Annotated in this window: 15 protein-coding genes and 1 pseudogene; 9 read left to right on the top strand and 7 right to left on the bottom strand. The window is 64.1% G+C overall.

The window, feature by feature from the left end; translation table 11 throughout:
- Positions 1–85 precede the first annotated feature (85 nt).
- Positions 86–811: a hypothetical protein gene (locus tag BLR13_RS09440; RefSeq protein ID WP_074831719.1), complete on the top strand. Its 726-nt coding sequence runs from the start codon at positions 86–88 to the stop codon at positions 809–811.
- A 51-nt stretch (positions 812–862) separates the two neighbouring features.
- Here the strand turns inward: BLR13_RS09440 and BLR13_RS09435 are convergent, their stop codons facing one another.
- Positions 863–1,690, bottom strand: coding sequence for a tetratricopeptide repeat protein (locus tag BLR13_RS09435; protein WP_074825204.1), 828 nt, complete (start codon positions 1,688–1,690; stop codon positions 863–865).
- A 627-nt stretch (positions 1,691–2,317) separates the two neighbouring features.
- Here BLR13_RS09435 and ltrA point away from each other — a divergent pair.
- Entirely contained in the window at positions 2,318–3,703 is a 1,386-nt protein-coding gene (ltrA, locus tag BLR13_RS09430; RefSeq protein ID WP_244525127.1) for a group II intron reverse transcriptase/maturase, read from the top strand.
- A gap of 215 nt (positions 3,704–3,918) precedes the next feature.
- Here the strand turns inward: ltrA and BLR13_RS09425 are convergent, their stop codons facing one another.
- The 4 genes from BLR13_RS09425 to BLR13_RS09410 all read right to left on the bottom strand — a co-directional run bounded on the left by BLR13_RS09425 (position 3,919) and on the right by BLR13_RS09410 (position 8,113).
- Positions 3,919–5,019 carry an alkene reductase gene (locus tag BLR13_RS09425; protein WP_074825208.1) on the bottom strand — a complete coding sequence of 367 codons (1,101 nt, stop codon included), beginning with the start codon at positions 5,017–5,019 and terminating at the stop codon, positions 3,919–3,921.
- An 88-nt stretch (positions 5,020–5,107) separates the two neighbouring features.
- Complete coding sequence (locus BLR13_RS09420; RefSeq protein ID WP_074825210.1) at positions 5,108–5,968, bottom strand: SDR family NAD(P)-dependent oxidoreductase; 861 nt, start codon at positions 5,966–5,968, stop codon at positions 5,108–5,110.
- A gap of 213 nt (positions 5,969–6,181) precedes the next feature.
- Positions 6,182–6,685 (bottom strand): DUF1993 domain-containing protein, encoded by a 504-nt coding sequence (locus tag BLR13_RS09415; RefSeq protein ID WP_074825212.1) that lies wholly within the window; start codon positions 6,683–6,685, stop codon positions 6,182–6,184.
- 288 nt (positions 6,686–6,973) lie between these two features.
- Positions 6,974–8,113: a lytic murein transglycosylase gene (locus tag BLR13_RS09410; RefSeq protein WP_083387625.1), complete on the bottom strand. Its 1,140-nt coding sequence runs from the start codon at positions 8,111–8,113 to the stop codon at positions 6,974–6,976.
- Positions 8,114–8,460: 347 nt separating this feature from the next.
- Between BLR13_RS09410 and BLR13_RS09405 the strand changes: the two genes are divergently transcribed.
- From BLR13_RS09405 to BLR13_RS41635, 5 genes and pseudogenes are all read left to right on the top strand, one after another.
- On the top strand, positions 8,461–9,330 hold the full coding sequence (locus BLR13_RS09405; protein WP_074825214.1) for an FAD binding domain-containing protein: 870 nt from the start codon (positions 8,461–8,463) through the stop codon (positions 9,328–9,330).
- A gap of 18 nt (positions 9,331–9,348) precedes the next feature.
- The gene (locus tag BLR13_RS09400) at positions 9,349–9,831 is read left to right on the top strand and encodes a (2Fe-2S)-binding protein (RefSeq protein WP_074825216.1); all 483 of its coding nucleotides are present in this window, start codon (positions 9,349–9,351) and stop codon (positions 9,829–9,831) included.
- Positions 9,831–12,068, top strand: coding sequence for a xanthine dehydrogenase family protein molybdopterin-binding subunit (locus tag BLR13_RS09395; protein WP_074831723.1), 2,238 nt, complete (start codon positions 9,831–9,833; stop codon positions 12,066–12,068). Before BLR13_RS09400 ends, BLR13_RS09395 begins: the two co-directional genes overlap by 1 nt.
- Positions 12,069–12,378: 310 nt before the next feature.
- A pseudogene (locus BLR13_RS41640) lies at positions 12,379–13,422 on the top strand (serine hydrolase domain-containing protein); the annotation flags it as partial.
- Complete coding sequence (locus tag BLR13_RS41635; RefSeq protein WP_283806924.1) at positions 13,414–14,136, top strand: DUF3471 domain-containing protein; 723 nt, start codon at positions 13,414–13,416, stop codon at positions 14,134–14,136. The pseudogene BLR13_RS41640 and the gene BLR13_RS41635, both read left to right, overlap by 9 nt.
- Positions 14,137–14,155: 19 nt before the next feature.
- Here the strand turns inward: BLR13_RS41635 and BLR13_RS09385 are convergent, their stop codons facing one another.
- Positions 14,156–14,455: a hypothetical protein gene (locus BLR13_RS09385; RefSeq protein WP_074825218.1), complete on the bottom strand. Its 300-nt coding sequence runs from the start codon at positions 14,453–14,455 to the stop codon at positions 14,156–14,158.
- Between the two features lie 163 nt (positions 14,456–14,618).
- Here BLR13_RS09385 and BLR13_RS09380 point away from each other — a divergent pair, with 163 nt between their 5' ends.
- Positions 14,619–14,945: a hypothetical protein gene (locus BLR13_RS09380; protein WP_074825220.1), complete on the top strand. Its 327-nt coding sequence runs from the start codon at positions 14,619–14,621 to the stop codon at positions 14,943–14,945.
- 10 nt (positions 14,946–14,955) lie between these two features.
- Here the strand turns inward: BLR13_RS09380 and BLR13_RS09375 are convergent, their stop codons facing one another.
- On the bottom strand, positions 14,956–15,234 hold the full coding sequence (locus BLR13_RS09375; RefSeq protein WP_074825221.1) for a hypothetical protein: 279 nt from the start codon (positions 15,232–15,234) through the stop codon (positions 14,956–14,958).
- Between the two features lie 173 nt (positions 15,235–15,407).
- Here BLR13_RS09375 and BLR13_RS09370 point away from each other — a divergent pair, with 173 nt between their 5' ends.
- Positions 15,408–15,767: a PRC-barrel domain-containing protein gene (locus tag BLR13_RS09370; RefSeq protein WP_074825223.1), complete on the top strand. Its 360-nt coding sequence runs from the start codon at positions 15,408–15,410 to the stop codon at positions 15,765–15,767.
- Positions 15,768–15,876: the final 109 nt, after the last annotated feature.

The following is a 15,876-nucleotide window of genomic DNA, read 5'->3' as shown; positions in this document are numbered from 1 at the left end:
TCATTGCGCTGATGGGCGCATCGCGTCATTGACGCTCGCCCGTCGTCGCCGCACCATATCGGCCGCCAGCCTGAAGGAGTCCGCCATGCGCATGGTGTTCCGTTGCGACCCCGCATTGTCAGATCATCTGCCGCGGCCGATTCCGGCGCGCAGCGCGCTTCCCGACTGGCTGCGGGCAATGCCGGCGAAGGCCCACTCGGAGATCCACGGACGGGAAATCCGAACCGTCAAGCAATGCCCGCCCTTTGTTGATGCGATGGCTTACGGCGTCCAGATACTGCTGCCTTGCGATGTTGCCGTCACCAGCGGTTCGTTTTCGTGGGCCTGGGACATTCCCGAGCCGCTGACATCAGGACATCCGCGCGCTCCCTTGAGCTTTCATGTCCCGGCCCAGTTCCCCGATACGCCGTTTGCGAAGGCCGGTCAGGCCGCGATCAAATTCAACAGTTTCTGGACCATCGAACTTGAACCCGGCTGGTCGTTGTTCGCAACCCATCCGGTCAATCGCGATGACCTGCCATTTCGCTTGATCTCGGGATTGGTGGATTCCGATCGCTTCCACGACGGCGGAATCAATTTTCCGGCGATCTGGACCCAGCCTGATTTTTCCGGCGTGCTGCCGAAGGGCACGCCTGTGGCGCAGTGCTTTGCGGTCCCGCGCGCGGCGCCGCAACTCGAATTCGAATGCTTCGACGAGGTTCACAAGACGGCTTACAGCAGCACCGTCGCCGACGTGCTGGCCAGCCCCGGCGTCTACCGCAAGCGTTTTCGCGCGCGGCGCGGCAGGCTGACATCTCCCGGTTCCGATTGAATCAGAACCGAAGCGGCGATCCTTTGTCCTGGCGCGTTTCCATCAGCGAAATCATTGCGTGAGTGAACGGCGCAGCGCTGCCTCATCGATCCACAGGCGGCCGTGGGGTGCCGAGGTCAGCGCCATCGCGATGGTGCCGAAGGTTTGCGGGCGCAGGCGATAGGCTTGCGCGTAGGCCTGCATGGCGTTGTCGATATCGCCGCTCTCCTGCAGCACCACGCCGAGGTTGAGCGCGGCTTCGGCGAAGTCCGGCTTTGCCTCGACGGCACGCCGATAGGCGGTTGCGGCTCCGGCGTAGTCGCGCAAATCCTGGCGGACGAGGCCGAGATCGAACCAGGTGGACGCCGGCGTGTCGCCCTCGGTTGCGCGCTCGAGCAAGGGCAGCGCCGCAGCATGGTCGCCATCTTCCCATGCCAGCCGCCCGAGCCGCGCTGCGGCCTCCTGGCTCTGCGGAATGACTTTCAGAATGGCCCGCCACGCCTCGCGCGCCTGTTCGCGAAGGCTCGTCTGGTGAAGACTTGCCTGGTCAAGCGTTCGCGCCTTCTCCAGAAAGGCTTCCCGCTGGGGCGCGGCTGCGATGATCAGGTCCAGATGCGACAATGCGCTGTCGAAATCCGCCGCGGTGCGGGCGATGCGCGCCGCCAGGAGGCGCGCGGCCGCATTGTCCGGCCGCCTGGCAAGGCTGGCCTCGACATGGGCACGGGCGGATTCAACCTCGCCCTTGGAAAACAGCACGGCGGCGAGAAGATGATGGAGCATCGGTTCGCCCGGCCGATGCGTCAGACCTTCCTCACATAGCTTGCGCGCCCGGTCGGGCTGGCCGGAGTTAAAGGCTGCGGTCGCATCACGCGCGATGTCCTCGGCGGTGTTCCGGCTCATATCCTTCGACCATGCTCCCCGACGAAGACGAACGCTGCGGCTGCGCGGTTCATCCTAGCCGTCATTGCGAGCGAAGCGAAGCCATCCAGAGCAGCGCGGGAAGGCCGGATTGCATCGTTGCGGAGCTTATCATCGGGCCGGTCGAGGGCGAGACCCGGTGGCGGGGCATGACGGAACGGGAAAGCGAAAGGCCGGGAGCGATCCCGGCCTTTTTTGTGTGTGCCGAGTATGAACGACAGCTTGGAGGTGGAAGTCCTCTATCCAGCCTGATGACGGCGAAGGATTAGTGAAGCGCAAGGGCGTCACCGCGAGGTGGGGTCTGAAGAAAGCGTGGAGCAAAACCGCGGCTCGATGGACAAGTACCGGATAACGAGGCCTACCCGGGCGGACGAGCGAGCACATGATCGCGAAGTCCATGGTCATCAAGGGCCGGGGTGGTAAATCCGGCGGGCGTGCGGCGAAGGCGGTCGGTCTTACCTCGGGAGGTCTGCGCGGTGTCCCGGCAACGGGACTGAGGCTGTCGTAAGGCGGCCTGATCGCCGCGCAGAAGTCAGCAGAGGGCATAGTAGGCGGTCGCGCGCCGCCGAAGGCCTGAACGGTGGAAGAGGTCAGTAGAGCGGCAATCTCGTGCAGACCGTGCAGCAGAAGACACAGCAAACACTGGACTTGGGCCGCGACGCGTCGGGTGAAGCCCGAAGCGCCCCCTCCCAAGGGACTGAAGCCGGCACGGCGAAAGCCTGTCTCGAACGCCCGGCGGTCGCGGGACCGTCGATGGAAGTAGTGATCGAGCGTGAGAACCTGAAGAAAGCGTTGGCGCGAGTAACGCGCAACAAGGGTGCGGCGGGCGTCGACGGGATCACCGCCGGCGAACTGCCGGCCTACCTGAAGGAGCACTGGCTCGCGATCCGAGCCCAACTGCTTGAGGACACCTACCAGCCACAGCCGGTGCGGCGGGTGGAGATACCGAAGGCGTCGGGCGGCCTGCGGCCGCTCGGCATTCCGACGGTGCTCGACCGGTTCATCCAGCAGGCGGTGATGCAGGTGCTGCAAGCGGACCGGGACGGAACGTTCTCCGAGACAAGCTTCGGCTTTAGGCCGGGCCGCTCGGCGCATCAGGCGGTGGAACGGGCGCAGGCGTATATCGCGTCCGGGCATGCCGTCGTCGTGGATATCGATCTGGAAAAGTTCTTCGACCGGGTCAACCACGACATCCTGATGGGGCTGGTTGCCAAGCGGGTCGCTGACAAGCGCCTCCTGAAGCTCATCCGCGCATTCTTGAATGCGGGGGTGATGGAGGGAGGACTGGTCAGTCCGACGGAGGAGGGTACGCCGCAAGGCGGACCGCTCTCGCCGCTGTTGTCGAACCTGATGCTGGATGTGCTGGACAAGGAATTGGAGAAGCGCGGTCACCGCTTCGTGCGCTATGCTGATGACTGCAACATTTATGTGCGCAGTCAGAAGGCGGGCGAGCGGGTACTGGCCGGCATCGAGAAGTTCCTGGAAAAGCGTCTCAAGCTCAAGATCAACAAAGCCAAGAGCGCGGTCGCCAAACCGAGTGTCCGCAAGTTCCTGGGCTTCAGCTTCACCGGCGGGAAAGAGCCACGGCGGCGCATCGCGCCGCAGGCGATCGCCCGCTTCAAAGCAAAAGTCCGGGAGCTGACGCGGCGCACGTGCGGGCAAAGCCTCGCGCAGATCGTCAAGAAGCTGTCGGTCTACCTGATCGGGTGGCGCGGCTACTTCGGCTTCTGCCAAACACCGTCAGTGTTGCGCGCGCTTAATGAGTGGCTCAGGCGGCGGTTGCGCGCCATCGCCTGGAAACAATGGAAACGGGGTGACACTCGCTTTGCCGAGTTGCGACGTTGCGGCGTCGGCCGGGATCTGGCGGCACAAACCGCCGGCAGCCCACATGGCCCTTGGCGGCTCGCAAACAGCCCCGCGCTCACCATCGCCATGCCAATCGCGTTCTTCAGTGCACTCGGCCTAACTTCCGTCGCGGCACCACAGACCGCATGATCCACCGAACCGCCGGATACGGACCCGTATGTCCGGTGGTGTGGGAGGGGCGGAGCTGTGAGGCTCCCCCCTATCCCGATTACGCGTTGTCGTGGGCACCACGATTGCCGTCGTCGTCCGCGAAGGCGGACGATCCAGTACGCAGCGGCCTTGCGGTTCAATCACCGGCGTCAGTGATTACTGGATGCCCCGCCTTCGCGGGGCATGACAGTCCGTTACTCCGCCGCCTGCGCAGCCTCGAGCGTCGGATAATCCGTATATCCCTTCGCGCCGCCGCCATAGAACGTGGCCTTGTCGAACGCGTTCAGAGGCGCGCCCTTCTTCAGGCGCTCGACCAGGTCGGGGTTCGAGATGAACGGCTTGCCGAACGCGATCAGGTCGGCCGCACCTTCGGCCAGCACTTTCGTCGCGAGATCGAAATCGTAGCCGTTGTTGGCGATATACGCCTGCTTGAAGCGCTTGCGCAGGGACGCATAGTCGAACGGCGCAATATCGCGCGGGCCGCCGGTAGCGCCTTCGATGACGTGAATGTAGGTCAGCTTCAGCGCGTTGAGCCCTTCCACGATATGATCGAACAGCGGCTGCGGATTGGAATCCGAAACGTCGTTGGCCGGCGTCACCGGCGAGATGCGTATGCCGGTACGATCGGCGCCGGCGACGGCCGCCACCACCTTGGACACTTCGAGCATCAGCCTGGCGCGGTTCTCGATCGATCCGCCGTAGGCATCGGTGCGCTTGTTGGCGCCGTCCTTGGCGAACTGGTCGAGCAGGTAGCCGTTGGCGCCGTGGATTTCAACGCCGTCGAAACCGGCTTCAAGTGCGTTCGCGGTACCGCGCTTGAAGTCCTCGATAATCCCTGGGATTTCAGAAAGCTCGAGCGCGCGCGGTTCGGAAATGTCGGTGAAGGTGCCGTTGACGAAGGTCTTGCCCTTGGCGCGGATCGCCGAGGGCCCAACCGGCTTGCCGCCGCCGGGCTGCAGCGAATCGTGCGAGATGCGGCCGACGTGCCAGAGCTGGATATAGATGTGTCCGCCCTTCTCATGGACGCGGTCGGTGACCTCGCGCCAGCCGGCGACCTGTTCCTTGGAATAGATGCCGGGCGTGTCCTGATAGCCCTGGCCCTGCTGCGAAACCTGGCTGGCTTCTGATATCAGCAATCCTGCCGAGGCGCGTTGGCCGTAGTAGTCCACCGCCAGCGGACTCGGCACCATGCCGGGCGCTATCGCGCGGTTGCGGGTCAGCGGCGCCATGACGAGGCGGTTGGGCAGCGTAATCGGGCCGAGTTTGAAGGGCTCGAACAGTTTGGTCTGGCTCATGTTGTTAGGTTCCGGAAAGTTGGCGGGTAGGGAACAGTTGGGCATTGCCGCGTGCAGTGCAATGCCCCAGCCATCCTGTTGGCGCAGATTAGCCGCGCACGATCCCGCCCATATGGCCGGCATCGAGGAACAGCGTGTGCGCGTTGACGTAGGATGATTCATTCGAAATCAGGAACAGCGCAGCATAGGCGACCTCCCAGCCGGTGCCCTGGCGGCCGAATGGCACCGTCAGGGCGCGATCGGCCCGCCTGCGGCTGGCGTCGCGGCCCATCGGACTGTCGATGAAGCCCGGCGCGATCACATTGCAGCGAATGCCCTTTTCTTCACCGGCGCGGGCAATGGCCCGGCCAAGTGCGATCTGCGCCGCCTTGGAGGATTCATAGGCCGGGTTGCGGCCATTGCCGCGCTGGCTCGCCATCGACGAGGTGAGTGTAATCGCGCCGCCCGGCGCCATGATCTCCAGCGCCTTCTGCGCGAACAGCATGTGGCTGCGCACGTTGACGGCGTAATCCTTGTCCCAAGCCTCCGCCGTCATTTTCGGCAGCGACAGGCCGCAGGAAATGCCGACGTTGAGCGCAAGCCCATCGAGGCCGCCGAGCTGCTTCGCACAGCGCTCGACCGCGGGCGCGATCGCCGCGATGTCGGAGACATCGACCACATCGGTGAAGGCCTTGCCGCCTTCGCGCGCGATCTGCGCCACGGTGTTGTCGGCGGCTTCCTTGCTGACGTCGATGCAGGCGACATGCGCGCCCTCGCGCGCGAACAACACCGACATCGCCCGCCCGTTGCCGATCGGCGGCTCCTCGTCGATGATTTTGCGCTGGCCGGCGCCGACCACGATGATGCGGCGGCCGGCGAGGCGGCCATGGCTCTTCGCAAGGCCAAGCGATTCCGCATGCAGCGAGGCGGACGGATCGATTTTTTGAGGGGCGTGCGTGGTGGTGGACATCGGTTGGCTCTCCCTGAGTTTCTTGTTGGGGAGAGCACTAGCACGTCATGATGCTTGAGGCGATGTCACCCGGTCTCGTCTGGCGAAACCGGGTGGCATTATCGTTTCTCCTGATCCTGAGGAGCGGGGATTGGCCGCGTCTCGAAGGATGTAGGCCCGCCTGTGGCCTCATGGTTCGAGACGCTTCGCGCTCCTCACCATGAGGGGCGGCCGTCAATTCGCTCCGAGAAAATCGCGCTTGCCGACTTCGACGCCGTTGTGGCGCAGCAGTCCGTGGGCGATGGCTGCATGGAAGTAGAACTGCGGCAGGGAGAAGTTCGAGATGAACTGCTGGCCCTTCATCGTCATCGTTTTTTCCGGACCCATCGGGAAGGTGACGTCCTTGGTATCGGCGCCCTCGAACTGTGCGGGCTTGAACGACTTGACGTAGTCGATGGTCCTGGCGAGCCGTGCGCGCAATTCCTCAAAGGTCTTTTCGGTATCGGGGGTTTGCGGCACGTCGCTATGGGTGACGCGGGCGCAGCCGCGGGTCGCGAAATCGGTGGCGAGCTGGATCTGCTTGGAGAGCGGCAGCATGTCCGGATAAAGCCGCGAATTGAGCAGCACCTCGGGCTGGATTTTCTTGGCGGCGCAATGCGCCTCGGCCTTGGTGAGCAGGCCGGAAAGGCTGCCGAGAACCTGAAGATAAGCCGGCACGGTGGCGTCGTAGAAAGACATATGATGCTCTTTTCGTGTTGTGGAATATCGTTGCGTGCAGAGACTGCGTGCTGCAGGTGGGGCGGCCAGTAGCAAAATGCAACTGCCGAACACCGCCGATCACGGTGAATTATTTTCCGTGTCGTCGCTACTTCACCTCGCCCCGCTTGCGGGGAGAGGTCGGATCGCATCGATAGATGCAATCCGGGTGAGGGGGTACAGGTCTATCCATTGGCGACAAAGTTCGTGGAGAGAGCCCCTCACCCCAACCCTCTCCCCGCAAGATCGGGGCGAGGGAGCGATACGGCTCTACCTCGGCGCGCTGCGCATCCGCGCCAGCAATTCGGCTGTCGGCCAGGAATCGGCCGGCAGCCCGTATTTCGCCTGCATCGTCTTCACCGCAATCCGGCTCTGCTGGCCGAGTACGCCGTCGACCTTGCCGACATTGAATCCGGCGCGCACCAGGTGCTGCTGCAATTCCTTGATCTCGTTGAACGGCAATTGCACCACCGGCGCCGTGGGCTGCCGCATCGGTGCTGCACCGGCGATGCGGGTGGCGAGATAGCCCGCGGTGGTCGAATAGATCAGCGAATTATTCCACTCGGTATAGGCCGCGAAATTTGCATAAGCGAGGAACGCAGGTCCGGTGCGGCCCATCGGCAGCAGCAGCGAGGCCGGCATGTCGTCGTTGGGCAGCGGTTTTCCATCTGTATAGGTGACGCCGAGCTGCGCCCATTTCGAGCGCGGCAATTTTATCGTCAGGTCGGCCTGGTCCCAAGGAAAACTTGAAGCCAGGTTTTGCGGCGCGCGCACTTCCTGCAGCCACGGCTCGCCGCGCCGCCACTTCAGGCCGTTGGCGATGTAGTTGGCGGTTGAGCCGATCACGTCGGGCGCACTGCGCAACAGGTTGCGGTGGCCGTCGCCATCATAGTCCACCGCATAGTTGAAATAATGCGTCGGCAGGAATTGCGTCTGCCCGAGCTCGCCGGCCCACGAGCCGATCATCTCGCTTGCCGTAAGATCGCCGCGATCGACAATCTTCAGCGCCGCGATGGTCTCGTTCTGGAACATCTCCGAGCGGCGGCAGTCATAGGCCAGCGATACCAGCGACGGCAGCGTATGCAGATTGCCGAGCTCGGCGCCAAAACTGCTCTCCAGCCCCCAGAACGCGGCGATCACGGCCGGCGGCACGCCATATTCCTTTTCGGCGCGGTTGAACGCTGCCGCATACATCCGGACCCGCGCCTGCGCCTGCTGGGCCGCGCTGTCGGATGCCCTGCGCCGTGCGAATTCGGTGAACACCTGGCCGAACACGCGCTGGCCGCGGTCGCGGTTGACGATGCTCTGGTCGTAGACGAGGTAGGGCGCGGCCTCGCTAAGTGCGCGCTGCGACACGCCGGCCGCGATCGCCTGCTGCTTCAGCTCAGTGAGGAAACGGTCGAACGACATCCCATTGTGACAGGCCGCCGCGCGCAGGCTGGGCGCCGTTGCTACCGGCTGGCCCGGGACGGCTGCGGCTGGCGGCCTTGGCGCAGCCGGTCGCGGCTGCGCAGGCCGAACAGGGGCGGGTGCCGGTTGAGCAGATGCGAGGGATGAAAAGAGCAGGGATGCCGCCCTACGGCCGAAAACTCGGAGCAATATCGTCCCGCAAGCCCCGCTAAGCGCATAGGAGCCTGCCATCAGAGCCGCAGCCCGGAGGCTGTTCCAACCCGTTCTCGCCGTGTAGGCTTGTGGCGCAGGTCGAAAAAGGGCCGCCGCCCATATGGGGCGCACAGATCAGGGAGACGGGGAACGGTATGACGGAACTCCGATACATGGCGCCAGCGACGCTGGATGAAGCGATTGGCGCTTTTGCCGCCGCAGGCAGCGCCGCGCGCATTCTGGCCGGTGGCACCGATTTGCTGGTGCAGATGCGCGCCGGCGTGGTGAAGCCGGGCCTGATCGTCGACATCAAGAAAATTCCCGACCTGACCTCCATCGAACAGACGAGGGATGGCGGGTTTCGCATCGGCGCCGCCGTGTCGGGCATGGCGCTGGCCGAGCACAACAGTTTTGGCAAGATCTGGCCCGGCGTGCTGGAGGCTGTCAACCTGATCGGCTCCAAACAAGTCCAGGGGCGGGCGTCGGCCGGCGGCAATCTCTGCAACGGCTCACCGGCTGGCGACAGCGTGCCCGCGATGGTCGCGGCCGGCGCTATCGTCACGGTGCAGGGCCCGAACGGCCGCCGCGACATCAAGGTCGAAGACGTGCCGGCCGGTCCCGGCCGCACCAATTTAAAGCCCGGCGAAATCCTGGTCAGCTTCACGTTGCCGCCGCGCGCCCCCGGCTCCAGCGATGCTTACTTGCGCATGATCCCGCGCACCGAAATGGATATCGCGGTCGTCGGCCTCGGCGTCAGCCTCACCATGAAGGACGGCGTCTGCACCGCCGCCCGGGTCGGCCTCGGTGCCGTGGCGCCGACGGTGCTGCTGGTGGAAGACGCCGCGAAGGCGCTTGTAGGCAGCAAGCTCGATGACGCCGCGCTGGCGAAAGCAGCCAGTGCCTGCTCCGCCGCCTGCCGTCCGATTGACGACAAGCGCGGCACCATCGTCTACCGCACCAAGGTGGCCGGCGTGCTGTTGAAGCGCACGACCCTGATCGCGGCGAAGCGCGCCCAAACTAATTGAATTCGGGAAATCATTTTCATGGCCAAAGTTCACGTCACCACGTCCATCAACGGCGAGCCGATGGAATATCTGTGCGAACCGTCAGACACCATGCTCGACGCGCTGCGCGGCCCGCTTGGGTTGACCGGTTCCAAGGAAGGTTGCGCTTCCGGCGACTGCGGCGCCTGCTCGATCACGCTCGATGACCAGCTGGTCTGTTCCTGCCTGATGCTTGCGGTCGAGGCTGAAGGCCACGAGATCCGCACCATCGAGGGCATGGCGCATGGCGACAAGTTGCACCCGCTGCAGCAGAAATTCCTGGAATCGGCGGCGCTGCAGTGTGGCATCTGCACCTCGGGCATGCTGATCGCGTCCGACGCGCTGCTCAGGAAAAATCCCAATCCGAGCGAGGAGCAGGTTCGCTTCTGGCTCGCCGGCAACCTCTGCCGGTGTACCGGCTATGACAAGATCGTTCGCGCAGTAATGGAAACCGCCGCTGATATGCGGGAGGCAGCACAATGATGAACGTCGTCACCAACAACAAGTGGATCGGCCAGCGCACCATTCGCCCTGACGGCGTCGACAAGGTCACCGGCCGCGCGGCGTTCGCCGCCGACACCACCATGCCCGGCATGATCTGGGGCAAGGTGTTGCGCAGCCCGCATCCGCATGCGCGGATTAAATCGATCGACACCTCGAAGGCGGAGGCCCTGCCTGGTGTGCAGGCCGTGGTTACCGCAAAGGACATCGTCGATTTCCCGCTCGACAAGTCCGTGATGCTCGGCATCCAGGACATGCGCTGGATGTGCCGCAACGTGATGGCGCGCGAGAAGGCGCTGTTTCCCGGCCATCCCATCGCCGCGGTTGCCGCCACGTCGGAGGCGATCGCGGCAAAAGCCTGCGAGTTGATCGAGGTCGACTACGAAGTGTTGCCATGGTCGATCGAGATCGACGATGCGCTCAAGCCCGACGCGCCGATCCTTCATGACTTCGTGAAGTTCGAAGGCAAGCCGTCCAACATCGCCGGGCGACTCGAGGTCAAGAAGGGCGACATCGCAAAAGGCTTCGAAGAAGCCGAGATCGTGGTCGAACGCTCCTTCACCACGCGCCCGGTGCATCAGGGCTATATCGAGCCGCACGCCTGTCTGATTTCGGTCGCCGCCGACAACAAGACCACGATCTGGAGCTCGAGCCAGGGCCAGTTCATGGTGCGGGCGATGACCTCGTACCTCACCGGCATCAACCAGAGCGACATCCGCGCCATTCCCGCGGAGATCGGCGGCGGTTTCGGCGGCAAGACCATCGTCTATCTCGAACCGCTGGCGACCATGCTGGCGAAGAAATCCGGCCGTCCGGTCAAGATGGTGATGACCCGCGAGGAAGTGATGCGGGCGACCGGGCCGACATCGGGCTCGAAGAGCACGGTGAAGATCGGCGCGAAAAAGGACGGCACCATCGTCGCCGCGCACGGCATCTTCTATCTGCAGGCCGGCGCGTTTCCGGGCTCGCCGATCCGCGGCGCGGTTGGTTGTAGTTTTGCGCCCTACGATATTCCGCATGTTCTCTCGGAAGGTTTCGACGTGCTGTCGAACCGCTCCAAGGTCGCGGCCTATCGCGCGCCGGGCGCACCGATCGGCGCCTATGCCGTGGAATGTGTGCTCGACGAGCTCGCCGAAGCGCTGAAGATGGATCCGCTGGCGCTGCGCCTGAAGAACGCGGCCAAGGAAGGGACAAAAGCCGCCCACGGCCCGGTCTATCCGCGCATCGGTTATGTCGAGACGCTGGAGGCCGCGCGCGACTCCGATCATTACAAGGCGCCGCTCGGCAAGTTTCAGGGCAGGGGCGTCGCCTCCGGCTACTGGTTCAACGCCGGCGGCGAATCCTCGGCGCAGGTCAACATCACCGAGGACGGCAACGTCGTCGTCACCACCGGCCATCCCGACATCGGCGGTTCCCGCGCCGGCATCGCCAACATCTGCGCCGAACTGCTCGGCATCGATTACCGCCGCATCTCGGTGCTGATCGGCGACACCGCGACGATCGGCTTCTCGAACCTCACCGGCGGCAGCCGCGTGCTGTTCGCGTCCTCGATCGTGGTGACGCAATCGACCGAGAAGGTCATCCACACGCTGCGCGAACGCGCGGCGAAGATCTGGGACATCGATCCCGAAGCGGTGAAATGGGAAAACGGCGCGGCGCATCCGGTCAGCCCGAACGCCGGCCAGTTCGAACCGCTGACCTTGGCCGAGTTGGCCGAGAAGGCGCCGTCGATGGGCGGACCGATCGGCGCCGGCGTGCAGCTCAATACGGTTGGCGCCGAAGGCGGCTTCGGCACCCACATCGCCGACGTCGAGGTCGATGTCGAACTCGGCATTGTCAGAGTGATCCGCTACACCGCGATCCAGGATGTCGGCCGCGCCGTGCATCCGAGTTACGTCGAAGGCCAGTTGCAGGGCGGCGTCAGCCAGGGCATCGGCTGGGCGCTGAACGAGGAATACATCTACAACAAGCAGGGCAAGGTCGATAATCCCGGCTTCCTCGATTATCGCATGCCGGTGTGTTCGGACCTGCCGATGATCGACACCATCATGGTCGAGGTGCCGAATCCGAAACACCCGCAGGGCGTCAAGGGCGTCGGCGAAGTGCCGCTGATCCCTGTGATGTCCGCCATCTCCAACGCCGTCCACCAGGCGCTCGGCAAGCGCTTCTACAGTCTGCCGATGTCGCCGCCGAAGGTGCTGGAAGTGATCGAGGGGTAGCGCGATCCAGTAGGATGGGTGGAGCCAACGGGTCCGGCCTTCGGCCGGCCCCGTTGGCTCCACCCATCCTGCAAGTTCGCATTAATTCTTCGTAACCCTCGGCGTGTTGCCGCCGGCGCTGCTGGACGGAAGCCTCACCCCATGTAATTTTGTGGGGCACGCTGAGGACGTAACCCATGCTGACAATTTTCTTCGATCTCCTTCCACGCTGACGAACGGCTGGCCGGTCGGGAAACTGACTTGCCGGAACACCGCCGCGCCCTTGCTGTGGGGGGCGCCGTTTGTTGATGGTTGAACGAAGAGAGTTTCCATGAGCTCCTTTCCCGAAGCGTCTCACGCGCCGATCCAGTCTCTGATCCCTGCCCTGATCCCCGAACTCGATCAACTCGCTGCCGGCGTCATGGCCGACTGGAAAGTGCCGGGTGCCGCGCTTGCGGTGGTGCAGGACGGCAAGGTGGCGCTGACGCGGGCTTACGGCGTGCGCGATGTAGAGCGCGATCTGCCGATGACGACGGCGACGCAGTTCGTGATCTGCTCGATCACCAAATCCTTCACCGCGACCGCGATCGCGTTGCTGCACAATGAAGGGCGGCTCGACTGGACCAAGCCGGTGCGTGACTACATGCCCGAGTTTCGGCTGCACGATTCCGTCGCGACCGACCGCGTCACCGTGCGCGACCTGCTGTCTCATCATTCGGGTTTGCCGCGCCATGACTAGGTGCACTTTGCCGGCGATCGGGCGCCTGCCGAAATGCTCGGCCCGATGCGGTATCTCGAGCCGAGCCGCGATATCCGCTCCACCTGGCAATACAGCAATCTCGGCTACAACGTCGCGGGCCTTCTGATCGAGCGGCTCAGCGGCCAGAGCTTTGAGGCGTTCGTCCGCGCACGGTTGACCGACAGGCTCGGCATGAAGGTCGGCTTCAGCCTCGAGGACCTCGAAGCCGAAGCGAACGCCGCGCGGCCGTACATGATGCATGAGGATACGCGGCTGCCGGCGATGCGCCTGCCGATCCGCACCACGGCTGCCGGCGCAATCAATACTTCGGTCGAAGACCTCGCCAACTGGATGCGGCTGCATCTCGGCAAGGGCGAATTCGGCGGCGAGCGTTTGCTGCCGGCGGCATTGGTCGGCGAGTTGCATGCGGCACGCGTCTACATCTCCCAGCCCGGCGAGGCGGAGTTCGGCGAAGCGCACTACGGCCTCGGCTTCCAGTGCAATTCCTATCGCGGCGACCGGCTGGTGCGGCACGGCGGCGGCTGGCCCGGCTGGGGAACGGAGATGGCGATGCTGCCGGATCATGGCATCGGCGTTGCCGTTTTCACCAACCGCAGTCAGAGCGAGGTGACGTCCGCCCTGACCTGGTACATCCTCGACCGGCTGCGCGGCCGCGAGCCGATCGACTGGCGCGGGCGGGCCAGGAAGCGCCGCGACGAGTTTATCGCCCATCTGCAGGCCGACAAGGATGCGCGGGAAAAAGCCCGCCACAAGAACACGCGACCCGCGCATGAACTTGGCGCCTACGCCGCCGACTACGAACATCCGGCCTATGGCGTGATGTCGGTCCGCTACCAGGACGGCGCGCTGCACTGGTCATGGCGCGGCATGTTCGCGCCGCTGTTGCACCGTCATTACGAGACGTTCGAACTACCGGAGGCGCCGGACCGCCTTTTGCCGGACTGGCTCGCCATCACCTTCCTGACCGATCGCAACGGCAACATCGTCAGCCTCTCGACCTCGCTCGAGCCGATGGTCAAGGATATCGTGTTCGCGCGCCAGGCGTCCGGCGACTGCCTCGATGCGGGCTTCCGCGCGCGCTGCGTCGGCCAGTTCAAGGGTGGCGCGACCGTGCATCGCGTGACGCTCGATGATGAAGGCGGGCTGGTGCTGAAGCCCGACTTCCAACCGGCCTATCGCCTGGCGCCCGAGCAGGGCCGCAGGTTCCGCATTGTCGAACTGGAAGGCTTTACCGTCGAATTCCGCGGCGAAGGGACGACCATCGACGAAGTGATCTTCCATCAGCCGAACGGGACTTTTACGGCACAGCGCGTCGAAGCAGAGCGTTGATGGGGTTCGCAGCCGCGGTCTAGTTGCGCCCCGCCGGTGCGGGCGCCGTTCCAGTTCCAGTCGTTGGAGCCACCGGCGTTCCATGCCCGGTTCCGATCGTGTCACCGGTGGTGCCGTTGTTCATGGCGCCGCTGGCAATACCTGCGCCGGGGCTTGCACGGTTTTCGCTGCTGGAACCGGCGTTGGCTGGATTTGAAGTGGCGGGGAAAACCGCGGCATCGCCGGTCGTCGTGGTCGAACCCGTGCTGGCGTTCTGCGCCAGCGCGATCGAATTTGCGAAAAGTGCGGCACCCGCGAGCGCGATGATGGCAAATTTCATGCTGGGTTCCTCCGGGGAAGCTGCAATGAAAACAACCGCGCGAGAGGTAAGTTCCCTCGATCGCGTTTTCGAGCGAACGGCCGGTTCACAGCCGGTTCATCGCACTACCGTTAGTTTTGGCTGCGGGCGCCGGTACGCGAGGTGGATGATGTCGAACTCTTCAATGGCTTTCGATCCGATTGGTACCGTGGTGGACTGGATTGACGCCTGCCGGCAGCGCAGTCTCGCAGCCCTTGTCGATCTCTACGACGATGCGGCCAAGGTCGACTGTTGCGAAGGCGGCAGCTTTCGCGGCAAGTCCGGCGTGGAACGCTACTGGCTTCCGAAGTTGAAGGAGCCGGTGCCGGGCGCGTTTGCGATCGATGCGTTGTTGCCCGAGGCCGGCGGCGTGTCGCTGGATTACAGGGATCACGACGGCCGGTCCGTTCGCACCCATTTCCGTTTCAGTGAAACCGGAAAAATCATCAGCACGGCCTGTGCGCCGACCTAGACCCTGCGCCTCAGCGGCAGACCTGTTCCCACACGCACTTGCCCGAGGTATCGCAAACCTGGGCCTGCTTGCACTCCGACCCACCCAGCGGCAGCACGTTCGGCGGGATGACCGGAGCGACCGACGGTTTCGGAGGCCGGCACACCGTCGGCGGGCAGACCTTTGGCGGGTTGATCCCACTATCGCACACGGGCTGCATTTGCCCGTCGACGCACAGGCAGGTGCAGGCCGCTTCGACAGCGCTGCCGCCGATCAACAACAGCGCGAGTGCGAATAGAACCGAACGCATGCGGCCTCCCCAAAGTCATCTTGGCACGAGCGACCGATTCAGTTGCTCGGTACAAAACGTAACACAGGAACCCGCACCGCGCACCCGACGCGTCATTCTGATTGATGTCACCACAGGAACGTTTGACCGCGCCCGTCGTTTTCCTCGATCTACTCACACATGGAGGAAGACACATGGTTACGGAAGTACGGGAACAAGGCAATCTGATCGGCAGCGACAAGGTCGAGGGAACTGCGGTCTATGGCGCCGATCGCACCAAGATCGGTTCGATCGAACGCGTCATGATCGACAAGCAGAGCGGCAGGGTGTCTTACGCGGTGCTGTCGTTCGGCGGCTTCCTCGGCATCGGCGACGATCACTATCCGCTGCCGTGGCAAACGCTGAAGTACGACACCTCGCTCGGCGGCTACATCACCGGCGTGACCGAGGCGCAGCTCAAGGGCGCGCCGAAATACGGCAACGACAATGCATGGAACTGGGGCGACGCGACCCGCACCCGCGCCGTCAACGACTACTACGGCAGCGCGATCTGATCTTCGCGCGATCCGTCGACAAAAGGCCCGCCTTGACGGCGGGCCTTTCTGTTTGATGCGCCGCGAGAATGCGAAGTTGTATCCATCAACCGTCATCGGGCGCGCGTTC

Origin of the sequence: Bradyrhizobium ottawaense (genome assembly GCF_900099825.1) — a bacterium.
GTDB classification, from domain to species: Bacteria; Pseudomonadota; Alphaproteobacteria; order Rhizobiales; family Xanthobacteraceae; genus Bradyrhizobium; species Bradyrhizobium ottawaense_A.
This window is presented reverse-complemented; position numbering and strand designations above follow the sequence as displayed.